The sequence below is a fragment of the Pseudomonas sp. CAU 1711 genome, assembly GCF_039888625.1.
In the GTDB taxonomy this organism is placed as follows: Bacteria; Pseudomonadota; Gammaproteobacteria; order Pseudomonadales; family Pseudomonadaceae; genus Aquipseudomonas.
Window position 1 is genome coordinate 350288 of record NZ_JBDQQT010000002.1, and the last position, 13746, is coordinate 364033.

Genomic DNA, 13746 nt, shown 5'->3' on the forward strand with positions numbered 1-13746 from the left:
AAGCCGCAAGTTACAAGCGTCAAGCAAGCCCGAGTCGCTTTGACTTGTAGCTAATGACTTGCAGCTTGCCGCTGCTCTCAGAGCCCCTGGCGGCGCTGCGCGCGCTCCATGCGCAGGGTCTCCTGCTGCGCCTCGGCCAGCACCTCCTGCACGTAGTGGATATGCCGGTGCGACATCTCGCGGGCCTCCTCGGCACGCCGCGCGATGATCGCCTCGAACAGCGCCTCATGCTGCTCGCGCAGGCGGTCGCGAGTCTCCTCGCGCTGCAGGTACATGCCGCCGATATTGGTCACCACGTTGTGCTTGAGCAGGTCGAACAGGCCGCGGATGGTGTGCAGCAGCACGGCGTTGTGGCTGGCCTCGGCGATGGCCAGGTGGAAGCGCGCGTCGGCCGCCCCTTCCTGCGCACGGCTGGCCTTGTTGCCCGGCGCATAGCAGCGCTGCAGCTCGTCGAAGGCGGCGCGCAGGCGCTCGTGGTCGAGCGGCGTGGCGCGCTGCGCGGCGTAGTAGGCGCAGGAGCCTTCCAGGGTATGGCGGAACTCCAGCAGATCGCGCTGCGCGTCCGGATTGCCGGCCAGCAGGTGCAGCAGCGGATCGCTGAAGGTCGAGCCCAGCTCCGCCGCCACATAGTTGCCACCGCCCTGGCGACTGACCAGCAGGCCCTTGGCCACCAGCTTCTGGATCGCCTCGCGCAGCGACGGCCGCGACACGCCGAAGCGCTCGGCCAGCACCCGCTCCGCCGGCAGGCGCTCGCCGGCCTTGAGCGTGCCCTCGAGGATCATGGTCTCCAGCCGCTCGACGATGTCGTCCGACAGCCGGCGCTGACGCACCTGCCCCACCTCCATAACTCGCTCCCACTGGTTTGACCAGCGCCATGGCTCTGAGCCGACGCTTTCCGGCAAGCCTAAAGCCCCGGCCACAGGCGAACAAGGGCAGGCACTTCGACCAAAGTCGTAGAGCCGGAAATTGACAGCGGCAGAGCCCGGCTCTTACCCTGACCTGTCTACATTGTAAATTGGTATTACCAATCAAGCCAAGCACACCCAACAATTCCAAGATCGTGCCGAGGTCCCAGATGCCCCTCTTCCAACCACTGCCGCTCGCGGCAGGCCACTGAACGGAGTACCCGCCATGTCCTCCGGATTGCTCGCCCTTCTCGCCTTCTCCCCCATCCTGCTGGCCGCGGTGTTGCTGATCGGCCTGCGCTGGCCGGCCAAGCGCGCCATGCCACTGGTCTACCTGCTCACCGCCGGGATCGCCCTGACAACCTGGGACATGAGCCTCAACCGCGTGCTGGCCTCCACCCTGCAGGGCCTGGTGATCACCGGCGGCGTGCTGTGGATCATCTTCGGCGCCATCCTGCTGCTGAACACCCTCAAGCACTCCGGCGGCATCACCGCGATCCGCGCCGGCTTCGCCACCGTCAGCCCGGATCGGCGCATCCAGGCCATCATCATCGCCTGGCTGTTCGGCTGCTTCATCGAGGGCGCCTCGGGCTTCGGCACACCGGCGGCCATCGCCGCGCCGCTGCTGGTCGCCCTGGGCTTCCCGGCGCTGGCCGCGGTGATGCTCGGCATGCTGGTGCAGAGCACCCCGGTGTCCTTCGGCGCGGTCGGCACGCCGATCATCGTCGGTGTCAGCACCGGCCTGGACAGCGCCGGCATCGGCGCCCAACTGGCGACCCAAGGCTCCAGCTGGGCGGCCTTCCTGCAGCTGATCACCGGCCAGGTGGCGATCATCCACGCCACCGTCGGCACCCTGATACCGCTGATCATGGTGTTGATGCTGACGCGCTTCTTCGGCCGCGAGAAAAGCTGGAAGGCCGGCTTCGAGGTGCTGCCCTTCGCCCTGTTCGCCGGCCTGGCCTTCACCCTGCCTTACGCCGCCACCGGCGTGCTGCTCGGCCCGGAGTTCCCCTCGCTGCTCGGCGGCCTGGTCGGCCTGGGCATCGTCACCAGCGCCGCGCGCCTCGGCTTCCTGGTGCCGCAGAAGACCTGGGACTTCGCTCCCGCCCGCGAATGGCCGAGCGAGTGGCTGGGCAGCGTGGAGATGAAGCTGGACGGCCTCGGCGCCAAACCCATGAGCACCCTGCGCGCCTGGCTACCCTATGTGTTGGTCGGCGCGCTGCTGGTAATCAGCCGGGTGTTCCCGGACATCGGCGGTGCGCTGAAGTCGGTGGCGCTGGTGTTCCCCGACATTCTCGGCGAGGCCGGGGTCAAGGCCGACTTCATGCCGCTGTACCTGCCCGGCGGCATCCTGGTCGCCGTGGTGGCCGCCACCTACTTCCTGCACGGCATGAAGCTGCGCGAACTGGGCGCGGCGCTGCAGGAGTCCTCGCGGGTGCTGCTCGGCGCCGGCTTCGTCCTGCTGTTCACCGTGCCCATGGTGCGCATCCTGATCAACTCCGGGGTCAATGCCGCCGAGCTGGCCAGCATGCCGATCAGCATGGCGCGCTATGTGGCCGACAGCGTCGGCAGTGTCTACCCGCTGCTGGCGCCCAGCGTCGGCGCCCTGGGCGCCTTCATTGCCGGCTCAAACACGGTGAGCAACATGATGCTCAGCCAGTTCCAGTTCGGCGTGGCGCACAACCTCGGCATTTCCACCGCGCTGATCGTCGCGGTACAGGCCATCGGCGCCGCCGCCGGCAATATGGTGGCGATCCACAACGTGGTGGCCGCCTCCGCTACCGTCGGCCTGCTCGGGCGCGAGGGTACCACCCTGCGCAAGACCCTCTGGCCGACCCTGTACTACCTGCTGTTCACCGGGCTGATCGCGCTGCTGGCGATCTACGCTCTGGGGATCGGCGATCCGCTGCTCGCCCGCTGATCCCGCCGGGCCCCGTCACGCGACGGGCCCCGCCTGCCCGAATCACCATGGAAAACCGCCGATGATCATCTCCGCCTCCACCGACTACCGCGAAGCGGCCCGCCGCCGCCTGCCGCCCTTCCTGTTCCACTACATCGACGGCGGCGCCTATGCCGAGCACAGCCTGCAGCGCAACGTCGCCGACCTGGCCGATATCGCCCTGCGCCAGCGCGTGCTACGCAACATGGCCGAGCTGAGCCTGGAGACCGAGCTGTTCGGCGAGCAGCTGGCCATGCCGGTGGCCCTCTCGCCAGTCGGCCTGACCGGCATGTACGCGCGCCGCGGCGAGGTGCAGGCGGCCCGCGCGGCGGCCGCCAAGGGCGTGCCCTTCACCCTGTCCACCGTGTCGGTGTGCCCGATTGAGGAAGTGGCGCCGGCGATCGACCGGCCCATGTGGTTCCAGCTCTATGTGCTGAAGGATCGCGGCTTCATGCGCAACGCCCTGGAGCGGGCCAAGGCCGCCGGCGTCACCACCCTGGTGTTCACCGTCGACATGCCGGTGCCCGGCGCGCGCTACCGCGACGCCCACTCGGGCATGAGCGGCCCGCACGCGCCGCTGCGGCGCATGCTGCAGGCCATGACTCACCCGCGCTGGGCGCTGGATGTCGGCCTTCTGGGCAAGCCGCACGACCTCGGCAATATCTCCGCCTACCGCGGTAACCCCACCGGCCTGGCCGACTATATCGGCTGGCTGGGCACCAACTTCGATCCCTCGATCTCCTGGAAGGACCTGGAGTGGATCCGCGACTTCTGGGACGGCCCCATGGTGATCAAGGGCATCCTCGACCCCGAGGACGCCCGCGACGCGGTGAAGTTCGGCGCCGACGGCATCGTCGTGTCCAACCACGGCGGCCGCCAGCTCGACGGCGTGCTGTCCAGCGCCCGCGCCCTACCGGCCATCGCCGACGCGGTGAAGGGCGAGATCAAGATTCTGGTCGACTCGGGCATCCGCACCGGCCTCGACGTGGTGCGCATGCTCGCCCTCGGCGCCGACTGCGCCATGCTCGGCCGCGCCTTCGTTTATGCCCTGGCCGCCGACGGCGAGGCCGGCGTGGCCAACCTGCTGGAGCTGATCGACAAGGAAATGCGCGTGGCCATGGTGCTGACCGGCGCCCGCTCGGTCGGCGAGATCAATGCCGACCTGCTGGTACGCGAGCTGGCCGGCTGAGGCCCACTTTAACTCCCTCTCCCCTCGGGAGAGGGCCAGGGTGAGGGAGTTCGAGTCGCGCATCGCTCCCTCACCCCCACCCCCTCCCCCAGGGGGAGAGGGGGGACAAGAACACCGCAACAGATGGAGCCCGCATGAGCCTGCCCGCCGCCTTCCTCGCCGCCGTGCGCGACCTAATCCCGCGCGAGCGCCTGTTCGACGACCCGCTGTCGACCCTGGCCTTCGGCACCGACGCCAGCTTCTACCGGCTGATCCCGCAGCTGGTGGTGCGCGTGGAAAGCGAGCGCGAGGTGGTCGAGCTGCTCAGGCTGGCCAGCGCCGAGCGGGTGGCGGTGACCTTCCGCGCCGCCGGCACCAGCCTGTCCGGCCAGGCGATCTCCGACTCGGTGCTGATCGTGCTGGGCGACAACTGGAATGGCCGCGAAGTTAGAACCGATGGCGCGCAGATCCGCTTGCAGCCCGGCGTGATAGGCGCGGCGGCCAACGCCGCGCTGGCGCCGCTGGGGCGCAAGATCGGCCCCGACCCGGCCTCGATCGCCGCCGCCAAGATCGGCGGCATCCTCGCCAACAACTCCAGCGGCATGTGCTGCGGCACCGCGCAGAACAGCTACCACACCCTGGCCGGCCTGCGCCTGGTGCTGGCCGACGGCAGCGTGCTGGACACTGAAGATGGTGCCAGCGTGGCGGCCTTCCGTGCCAGCCACGCCGAGCTGCTGCAAGAACTTGCCGAACTGGGCCGGCAGACCCGCGCCAACGACAAACTGGCGGCGAAGATTCGCCATAAGTACCGGCTGAAGAACACCACCGGCTTCTCGCTCAACGCCCTGGTCGACTATGACGAGCCGCTGGAGATCCTCAGCCACCTGATGGTCGGCTCGGAAGGCACCCTGGGCTTTATCAGCGCGGTGACCTACCACACGGTGGTCGAGCATCCGCACAAGGCCAGCGCCCTGCTGGTGTTCCCCGACGTGCGCAGCTGCTGCCAGGCGGTGCCGCGGCTCAAGCAGCAGGCGGTCTCCGCCGTGGAGCTGCTCGACCGCCGCAGCCTGCGCTCGGTGCAGGCCATGGCGGGCATGCCGGACTGGATCGCCGGGCTGTCGGCTGGCGCCTGCGCCCTGCTAGTCGAGTCGCGCGCCGCCAGCCAGGCGCTGCTGCAGGAACAGGTCGAGCGGATCATGGCGGCCATAGCCGACTTCCCGCTGGAGAAACGGGTCGACTTCAGCAGCGACCCGGCCGTCTACGAGCAGCTGTGGAAGATGCGCAAGGAAACCTTTCCGGCCGTCGGCGCGGTGCGCGCCAGCGGCACCACGGTGATCATCGAGGACGTCACCTTCCCGATCGAGGCGCTGGCCGACGGCGTGCTGCGCCTGCTACAGCTGTTCGACCGGCACGGCTACTTTGATGCGATCATCTTCGGCCATGCCCTGGAGGGCAATCTGCACTTCGTCTTCACCCAGGGCTTCGACGATCCGGCCCAGGTCGCCCGCTACGAGGCCTTCATGCGGGACGTGGCGCAACTGGTGGCGGTCGAGTTCGGCGGCGCGCTCAAGGCCGAGCACGGCACCGGGCGCAATATGGCGCCCTTCGTCGAGCTGGAATGGGGCAGCGAGGCCTACCAGCTGATGTGGCGGATCAAGCGCCTGCTCGACCCGCTGGGCATCCTCAACCCGGACGTGGTGCTGTCGCAGGACCCGCAGATCCACCTCAAGCATCTCAAGCCGCTGCCGGCCGCCGACGCCATCGTCGACAAGTGCATCGAGTGCGGCTTCTGCGAGCCGGTCTGCCCGTCGCGCGGCCTGACCCTGACGCCGCGCCAGCGCATCGTCATCTGGCGCGATATCCAGGCCAGGAAACGTGCGGGCATCGACACCCGCGAGCTGGAGGCGGCCTACCGCTATCAGGGCGTGGACAGCTGCGCCGCCACCGGCCTGTGCGCGCAGCGCTGCCCGGTGGGCATCAACACCGGCGACCTGGTGCGCCAGCTGCGCGGCCGCGACGCGGGCCATCACGCCGGCGCGCAGTGGCTGGCCGGCCACTTCGCCAGCGCACTCCAGGGCGCCCGCCTGACCCTGCGCGCGGCGAGCGGCGCGCGCCGCCTGCTCGGCGCACCGCTGCTGGCCAGGGCCTCGCACGCCCTGCACGAGAAGGCCGGGCTGCCGCTGTGGACGCCGGCCATGCCACAGGCGGTGCGGCCGATTCGTTTCGCCCCGGCGCCGGACGACTCGCGGCCACGGGTGGTCTATCTGGCCGCCTGCGTCTCGCGCAGCATGGGCCCGGCGTTCGGCGACGCCGAGCAGACTCCACTGATCGACAAGACCCGCGCCCTGCTGGAGAAGGCCGGCTTTCAGGTGGTGTTCCCCGAGCATCAGGACAACCTGTGCTGCGGCCAGCCATTCGCCTCCAAGGGCTACCCCGAGCAGGCCGCCGCCAAGCAGCGGGAGCTGGTCGACGCCCTGCTCCAGGCCAGCCGCGGCGGGCTCGACCCGATCTACTGCGACACCAGCCCCTGCACCCTGCGCCTACTGCAGGCAGGCCTCGACCCGCGCCTGTCGCTGTACGAACCGGTGCGCTTCATCCGCGAGCATCTGCTGCAGCGCCTGGAGTTCACCCCGCAGGAGCAACCGGTGGCCGTGCATGTGACCTGTTCCACCCAGCACCTGGGCGAGGCCCAGGGCCTGATCGAAATCGCCCGCCGCTGCACCAGGGAAGTGGTGATTCCCGAGGGCATCCACTGTTGTGGCTTCGCCGGCGACAAGGGTTTCACTCACCCCGAGCTGAACGCCCATGCGCTGCGCTCGCTGAAGGAAGCGGTACGACACTGCACGGAGGGCATCTCCACCAGCCGCACCTGCGAGATAGGCCTGTCGAGCCACAGCGGCATCGACTACCACGGCCTGGTCTACCTGGTCGATCGCGTCACCCGTCCGCGCTGAGCCTTGTCCCGTCGCGTCGCTCAGGCGCCGCTTCGCGTGTCACTGGCGTTTTCGGGAAAACCAAGGCAGCTGCACCTAGGAGCGAGCTCTTTACAGAGTCGCGGCATTTCTCTGGCGTGTGTCTGCTTGAGGGCATACTGCGCCATGCCCTCGCTTGGATGTTCTCCCGGTAAAAGGTGCCCTAAGTGCCCCCTCTCCCGCCGGGAGAGGGGCTGGGGGGGAGGGCGTTTTGGCGAGTCCCTCACCCCGGGGGAGAGGGAGAACGACAGCCGCATACCAGAACCAAGAAAAGTCCGGCCGTGATGCCGCTAAGTGAACAGCATTACGCTCCTACCGGTCCCGTACCGGCAGAAACGCCGTGCCCCTATTAACTGCGGCGCGAACGGCGTCGACGGCCAGCGACGGCCGATTCGCCTGCCATACTGCCTGCAGTCCACCGCAGGAGAACCGCCATGCGCCACCTAGCCATCGCGCTCCTCGTCACCCTGCTGAGCGCCCCGGCACTGGCCATGCACTGCCCACGGGAAATGGCCAGGATCGATGCCATGCTGGCGAGCGAGCCACCGGCCGACCCCGAGGTGCTGGCCGAAGTGCAGCGCCTGCGCGCCGAAGGCGAGGAGTTGCACAAGGCCGGCAATCACAGCGAAGCGCTAAAGATACTGGATGAGGCGCTCAATCTGCTGCAGGCCAGCGAGTAACCGCTCAGCCCTCCTCGCCGAGCAGCGCCAACGCCGCCTGCCGCAACTTCTGCAGGTCCACCGGCTTGAGCAGGCTGGCGCTCGCGCCCTTGGCCCGCACCTCGGCCAGCAGCTGCTCGTCGGCCACGGCACTGACTACCAGCACTGGCACCGAGGCCAGGCGCGGCTGCTCGCGCATATGCTCCAATACCTCCAGGCCGCTGCCGTCCGGCAGGTCGAGGTCGAGCAGCACCAGCGCCGGCGTCTGCTCGGCCAGATGCAGCTGGGCCCGGCGCACCGAGGCCACCCCTTCGACCCGCGCCAGGTCGCGCAGCCCCTCCTGCAGCACCTTCATGCAGGCCGGGTGGTCCTCCACGCACAGCACCTGGGCCAGCGCCCGCTGCGGCGCGGTCGCGCCGACCTCGTCCGCCACACCCTGCCCAGTCGGCTCCGCCGCACTGGGCAGGTCGATCCAGAAACGGCTGCCCAGGCCGGCATTACTGGAGAAGCCCATCTCGCCGCCCATCAGCTCGGCCAGCTCGCGGCTCAGCACCAGGCCGATGCCGGTACCGGGGATATTGGAGTTCTCCCGCCCCAGGCGCTGGAAGGGCTGGAACAGCTGCGCCTGCTGCTCGGCGCTGAGCCCCGTACCGGTGTCGTCCACCCACAGGCGCACGCTGCCCGGGCGCACCTCGTAGCCCAGGCGGATCATGCCCTGCGAGCTGTTGTACTTGATCGCGTTGGACAGCAGGTTGAGCAGCACCTGACGCAGCCGACGCGGGTCGGCCATGACGAACAGTGGCGGATTCGCCTCGGCCTGCACCTGCAACTGCAGGCGGCGCTGCTGCACCTCGGGCTGCACCAGCTCGGCGCAACCGCGCAGCAGCGGCCCTATCTCAACCGGCCGCAGCTGCAGCTGCTGGCGACGGCTCTCGATGCTGGACAGGTCGAGGATGTCGTCGACCAGCGAGGTCAGATGGCGGCTGGCCTGGACGATCTCCCGCGCATACTCGGCCTCCTGGCGCCGCTCCTCCTGGTCCTGCGTCTCCAGCTCGATCAGCTGGGCGAAGCCGTGGATGGCATTGAGCGGCGTGCGCAGCTCGTGGCTCATGCTCGACAGGAAGCGGCTCTTGGCCTGGCTCGCCGCCTGCGCCTCCAGGCTGGCGCGACGCAGATCCTCCTGCACCTGCTTCAGGCCGCTGATGTCGACATGGGTGCCGGCGGCGCGCAGCGCTCGGCCCTCGGCATCGCGCTCGAGCACCTTGCCGCGGCTGAGCAGCCAGACATAACGGCCCTGGAGATCGGCATAGCGATACTCGGCCTCGAAGAAATCCTCATGGCCGTCGTCGGCCAAGGTCAGACGCAGGTGGCGCACCCGCGGCAGGTCGTCCGGGTGCACACGCTGGTTGAACTCGGCGAACGGCATGCTATCGGCATGCAGGCCGAAACGCCGCACGAAGCGCTCGCTGACACGAATGCTGAGGTTCTGGGCATCCACCTCCCAGAGACTCTCGGTGGTGCTCTCCAGGACCAGCTCCAGGGTACGCTGCACCTGGCGCCGGCTCTCCTCGCTGGCATGCAGCTGCTCGCCGGCATGCTGCACCTCCACCGCCATCTCGGCCAGCTCGCGAATCGCCGTCGCCGGCGCCTCCGGCCGCCGCTCGCCGGCCCCCAGGCTGCGCATCATGCCGACAATACCGGTGATGGGGTCGCCCAGCTCGTTGCTCAGGCGCCGCGAGCGCGTCCACATCCAGCTGCCGAACAGCAGGTAGAAGAACACCAGGCCGGCGATCAGCAGGTAGCCGATATTCAGGTACTGCTCGGCCAGGCGATTGGTCTCGCGGAAGATATCGGCCTCGTCCACCACCAGCAGCAGGCGCCAGCCGGTCTGCGGAATCTCGCTCCAGGCCATCAACTGGCCACGCCCCCCGAGCTGCACCTCCTGCACCCCGTGCGGCCGCTCGCTCATGGCCGTCAGCAGCGGGTGCAGGCCCTGCTGGCGATCCAGCTTGAAGTCGGCCGGTTTGAGCACCTCGCGGCTCACCGCTTCGGCATAGGAATAGTCGGTCAGCTCACGCAGGTCGAAGTCCTGCTCGCCGGCCTCCGGTAGCGCCATGATACCGTTGTCGCGCCCCACTAGCAGGGCATAGCCCTGCCAGGGCACCTGCAAATTGCCGATCTCGGCGAGCATCTGGCCGACCGTGACATCCAGCCCCACCACGCCTTCGAGCACATCGTCGCGGTACACCGGCGCTATCGCGGACATCATCCAGCCCAACCCGGCCGGGTCCAGGTAGACCTCGGTCCACACCGGCTTGCGCTGCGGGTTGTGCTCGGCATCGGCCAGGTAATAGAAGTTGTACTCCGGGATGACCATGTCGTGCGGGTACTGCTGCAACACGTCGAAGTAGGGATAGATGCGGTTGTAGCTGTCGAAGCTGTTGAAGTAGACCGCCGCCACCAGCGGGTCGGCCTGCTTGATCGAACGCATCAGCGGGTCGACCCGCGACAGGCGCAGCGCCTTGTCGCGATCCTGGCGTTCGGGCGGGGTGCTGGCGGAATAGAAGGAGGCGGCGCGACCATCGTCGCTGCGGCTGTAGAACACACCCTGCGGGCTGCTGGCGTGGCGCATGCGCTCCAGCTCGTCCGGCTCGAAACGCCGGTCGGCCAGGGCCTCGCCCAGCGCATCGCGGAAGATGCCGACCTGCGCCTCGATGGCCCGCAGCCGGCTGTCTATCACCTGCCCCTCGCGGCGCACGGCGCTGTCCAGATCCTGCACCGCGCTGTTCTGCAGGTAACCGACCTGGGCCTCGCGAATCGATTCGTTGGTATACAGGTAGACGCCGATCAGCACCGACTCCACCAGCACCAGGGGAATCAGTGCACTCTGCAGAAAGGCCCGCCAGATCCAGCGGCGCAGGGGCTTGAGCAATGCGGGCGGCATCCAGCGCTCCTCGTTATCTAACTTCAAGAGAATGGCACATGGCCGGTGAACGGCCAGTATTCTACGGGCAGATCGGTGGTCGACGCTGAGGAACCTTTGCCGTACACTGCGCGTCCAACCTCGCAAGACCGTTCTGGGGCCGATTAGGATTCGACGCCGGTAGCAAAACTTGAGGGGCATGCCGAGTAGGTGACAGTTCTCGTAAATCCGCTGCCACAACTTCATAGTTGCCAACGACGACAACTACGCTCTGGCCGCCTAAGGGCGCCAGCAGACCCTAGGGGATGCCTGTAAACCCGAAGATTTGGTCTGTCAGATAGAACAGGATCGCCGCCAAGCACGCTGCAGGTGTAACGGCTAAAACTTATGCAGCTCGCTCCAAGCACCCTGCCACTCGGGCGGCGCGGAGTTAACTCAGTAGAGATGGCTAAGCATGTAGAACCGATAGCGGAGAGCTGGCGGACGGGGGTTCAAATCCCCCCGGCTCCACCAAATAAAGCCTGAAACCCCTCTAAAACGCGGGTTTCAGGCACGATTTGATGGCACTGGATTTCACACAGTCCAACTGTGAATCCAAATAGGTATGCCATCATGTCCAAGCGTCAAAGCAAAACCGGTGTTCAGCACCTGGTCTATCAAGCCAAAACCGGCTTCCAGTACTACTTCACCTTCCCGAGCTATATCGGCAATCACCCGCAGCTGCCAGCACAAATCCGCTGGTCACTCGGCCATGATGAAGCGCTCGCACGCGATCTCGCCCAATATCTCAACCCGCGCTTCGAAGATCTGCTTAGGCGCAGCAGCGCCGACATGATTGAGCTGGATCCTGAGGGCTTTCTGCTAAACCTGGCCACTGTTCACGCCGAAATCAGCCGTTTTACCGAAAGCCACCTGAAAATCTGGGCGCTCCGCCCTGCACCTGCCGTACTGGCTAACTCTGATCTGAGCGTCGGGCATGAGCGCCTGCTGAAAGAGTGCCAAGAGCACACCGTGCTCTATTGCAATGAGCCGGGCGGGGAAATTCACTTCGCCTTGTATCCGAGCGAAGCCCTGCGCCAAGCACTGAAGTTCGGTTTCACCCGCTTCGACTGGCCGCTCGGCACCAACGACCACGTCACTGCCAACGCGGCCGCAGCTTACATCTACAGCGCCATCACGGTGCTGGAAACCACCCCGATGGCCAAGAGTCGCTTCAAGGCCGGGCACCCGCTTATCACGATGTTGTCGTTCTACGAGTACCTGTGTTTTGCCCGTCCCGATCAGGGCCGCCACCTGCTGCATATTCCGCCAGGCCTGCCACGTTCCGCACATAGCGTCATGTTTCACTTCAGCCGGATCTCGGGACAGCTCGACCGCCTGACACTCTGCCAAAACTTTCAGATTCTTCAGGAAGAAAGCGGGCTCTATACGCTCCTTATTCCGCTGACCGGCGCGCGACTCAACGGCGCGCCCCGTCATCCCGATGAACTGCGTGTCGAACTACTGACCAGCTCACCGATCCTCGCGTCGATCCTGCTGCATTTCAGCCTCGGCCAGATCGACAAGATTCTGGTTAAAAGCTTCATCGAAGCCCCTTCAGCGGATGCCTATGAGCGCGCTCTGCAAGAAATTCAGGCCCTGATCCGGCGCATGCTTGGCCCAGTCCCACCTGCAGAGCCCATGTACACCCTACCCGACATGAGCGCGGCAAACGACGCCGTCAAAGCGCCCCAGGACGCTGGCACGCTCGCACTGCTGAATGCTCTCGGCAGTGTTTTGTCACCTGCCCAGAACGCAAAGCTACAAGCCTTGTTTGATGCACCTGCCTCCAACGACCCGCTGGTCCAGCCACCACTCTCTCATGAGAACTGCCGGCACTTCGGCGCCCTCACCCGGGAGTTCGAAGAGCGCCAGGTACGCGAAGGGGCGTGGAAGAATCCGCGTACGCGCATCACTATGCATGCTCGCCTGGAGGGGTTGGCAGAGCTAATCGGAGGACATCGCCCACTCAGCACGCTGACCCGCGCGGACTTCAACGCTTTGCGCGATCAGCTGCGCAGCTACCCCAAAAATCGGCATCGCTTGCGCGCCACTCGCTATCAGCCCCTGAGTCAGATTATTCAGAGCGGCAAGTACGAGCCCCTGAATGCCAGGACAGCCAAAAAGTTTTTCGAGCTGGCACGCGCACTCATCAGCTATGCGCACGACCAGGGGTATTTGAAAGAGAATCTGGCTGCCGGACTTTCATTCAGCACGAAGGGCGCAGCCGCGCCACGGAAGCGCACCTATACTCCCAGACAGATTGAGCAACTGCTCAATGGCCCAGTCTATACGCTCAAGGCGCCGCCGCGCTGGCGCCTGGATGACTACCGTTTTTGGCTGCCACTGCTCGGCCTCTATAGCGGCGCTCGCTTGAGCGAACTCTGCCAGCTTCAGCTGGGGGATATTCGCGAAGAGCTGGGCGTCTGGGTAATCAGCATCAGCAGCTCTGGAGCCCGACAGCTGAAAACCGCCGACTCGGAGCGACTCGTGCCGCTACATAAGGTCATTCTTGAAGCCGGCTTCTTGGCGTTTCATCAGCTGCGCCTGGAGGCAAATGGCGGTGATCTGTCAGCGCCGCTTTTTGAAAATCTCCGCGCTTATGGCGACCTCTCACCCGGGCACACGGCCAGCCGCTGGTATCGAGGCTCAGACAAAGATGACAAAGGCTTCTTGGGTCAATGCGGACTCGGTGATGATGAACTGACTTTTCATGGCCTGCGGCATACGCTCATCAATCAGTTTCGCCGACAGAAGCTGGACATGCTGATCGGCAAGGCCCTGGTCGGCCATGCCGACCGCAGCACCACTGGCGGCTATGGCGATTGCTACCCGAGCTATGTGCTGAAAGAAGAGCTCGACAAGATCAACTTTGAGGCCTCGACTGCGCACATCCACTTCAGCCACTACAGGGAGCTGCAAACCAAGCAAGGCGTCTTTCGCATCGGCCGCCCAGTTGGAGTCGACAAGGCTAAGGCCAACAGCTGGGCTGAAAAACGGCACTGGCAATCCCGCATCGTCGGGCCTGGTGCACAGCGTGGTGGGGACGGCTGCCAACGTTGCAGACGTTACCCAGGTCGACAAACTGCTGCATGGCGAGGAAAACATGGTCGGTGCCGACGCGGGTTACACCGGTGTCGA

Annotated in this window: 6 protein-coding genes, 1 other RNA gene and 2 pseudogenes; 7 read left to right on the top strand and 2 right to left on the bottom strand. The window is 66.3% G+C overall.

Annotation, left to right across the window (positions count from 1 at the left end; all coding sequences use genetic code 11):
• Window positions 1-77 precede the first annotated feature (77 nt).
• Window positions 78-845: an FCD domain-containing protein gene (locus tag AAFN46_RS03725; protein ID WP_347807343.1), complete on the bottom strand. Its 768-nt coding sequence runs from the start codon at window positions 843-845 to the stop codon at window positions 78-80.
• 286 nt (window positions 846-1131) lie between these two features.
• Here AAFN46_RS03725 and AAFN46_RS03730 point away from each other — a divergent pair, with 286 nt between their 5' ends.
• The 4 genes from AAFN46_RS03730 (at window position 1132) to AAFN46_RS03745 (ending at window position 7664) form a co-directional block, all read left to right on the top strand.
• On the top strand, window positions 1132-2826 hold the full coding sequence (locus AAFN46_RS03730; RefSeq protein WP_347807344.1) for an L-lactate permease: 1695 nt from the start codon (window positions 1132-1134) through the stop codon (window positions 2824-2826).
• A 61-nt stretch (window positions 2827-2887) separates the two neighbouring features.
• Complete coding sequence (gene lldD / locus AAFN46_RS03735; protein WP_347807345.1) at window positions 2888-4033, top strand: FMN-dependent L-lactate dehydrogenase LldD; 1146 nt, start codon at window positions 2888-2890, stop codon at window positions 4031-4033.
• A gap of 134 nt (window positions 4034-4167) precedes the next feature.
• Complete coding sequence (locus AAFN46_RS03740; protein WP_347807346.1) at window positions 4168-6966, top strand: FAD-binding and (Fe-S)-binding domain-containing protein; 2799 nt, start codon at window positions 4168-4170, stop codon at window positions 6964-6966.
• A gap of 452 nt (window positions 6967-7418) precedes the next feature.
• A complete protein-coding gene (locus AAFN46_RS03745) occupies window positions 7419-7664 on the top strand; it encodes a hypothetical protein (protein WP_347807347.1) in 246 nt (81 codons plus the stop codon).
• 4 nt (window positions 7665-7668) lie between these two features.
• On the opposite strand, the gene AAFN46_RS03750 is transcribed toward AAFN46_RS03745, so the two are convergent.
• On the bottom strand, window positions 7669-10587 hold the full coding sequence (locus AAFN46_RS03750) for an ATP-binding protein (protein ID WP_347807348.1): 2919 nt from the start codon (window positions 10585-10587) through the stop codon (window positions 7669-7671).
• A 135-nt stretch (window positions 10588-10722) separates the two neighbouring features.
• On the opposite strand from AAFN46_RS03750, the gene ssrA reads away from it, so the two are divergent.
• The 3 genes and pseudogenes from ssrA to AAFN46_RS03765 form a co-directional block, all read left to right on the top strand.
• Window positions 10723-11079: a transfer-messenger RNA gene (gene ssrA / locus AAFN46_RS03755) on the top strand.
• A 1443-nt stretch (window positions 11080-12522) separates the two neighbouring features.
• A pseudogene (locus AAFN46_RS03760) lies at window positions 12523-13365 on the top strand (recombinase XerD); the annotation flags it as partial.
• Between the two features lie 259 nt (window positions 13366-13624).
• Window positions 13625-13746 (top strand): annotated as a pseudogene (locus AAFN46_RS03765) (transposase); the annotation flags it as partial.

What these genes read in the sequence shown, in the direction of transcription:
- AAFN46_RS03725 (WP_347807343.1), bottom strand. Translation starts at nt 845, where the DNA reads ATGGAGGTGGGGCAGGTGCGTCAGCGCCGGCTGTCGGACGACATCGTC.
- AAFN46_RS03730 (WP_347807344.1), top strand. Translation starts at nt 1,132, where the DNA reads ATGTCCTCCGGATTGCTCGCCCTTCTCGCCTTCTCCCCCATCCTGCTG.
- lldD (WP_347807345.1), top strand. Translation starts at nt 2,888, where the DNA reads ATGATCATCTCCGCCTCCACCGACTACCGCGAAGCGGCCCGCCGCCGC.
- AAFN46_RS03740 (WP_347807346.1), top strand. Translation starts at nt 4,168, where the DNA reads ATGAGCCTGCCCGCCGCCTTCCTCGCCGCCGTGCGCGACCTAATCCCG.
- AAFN46_RS03745 (WP_347807347.1), top strand. Translation starts at nt 7,419, where the DNA reads ATGCGCCACCTAGCCATCGCGCTCCTCGTCACCCTGCTGAGCGCCCCG.
- AAFN46_RS03750 (WP_347807348.1), bottom strand. Translation starts at nt 10,587, where the DNA reads ATGCCGCCCGCATTGCTCAAGCCCCTGCGCCGCTGGATCTGGCGGGCC.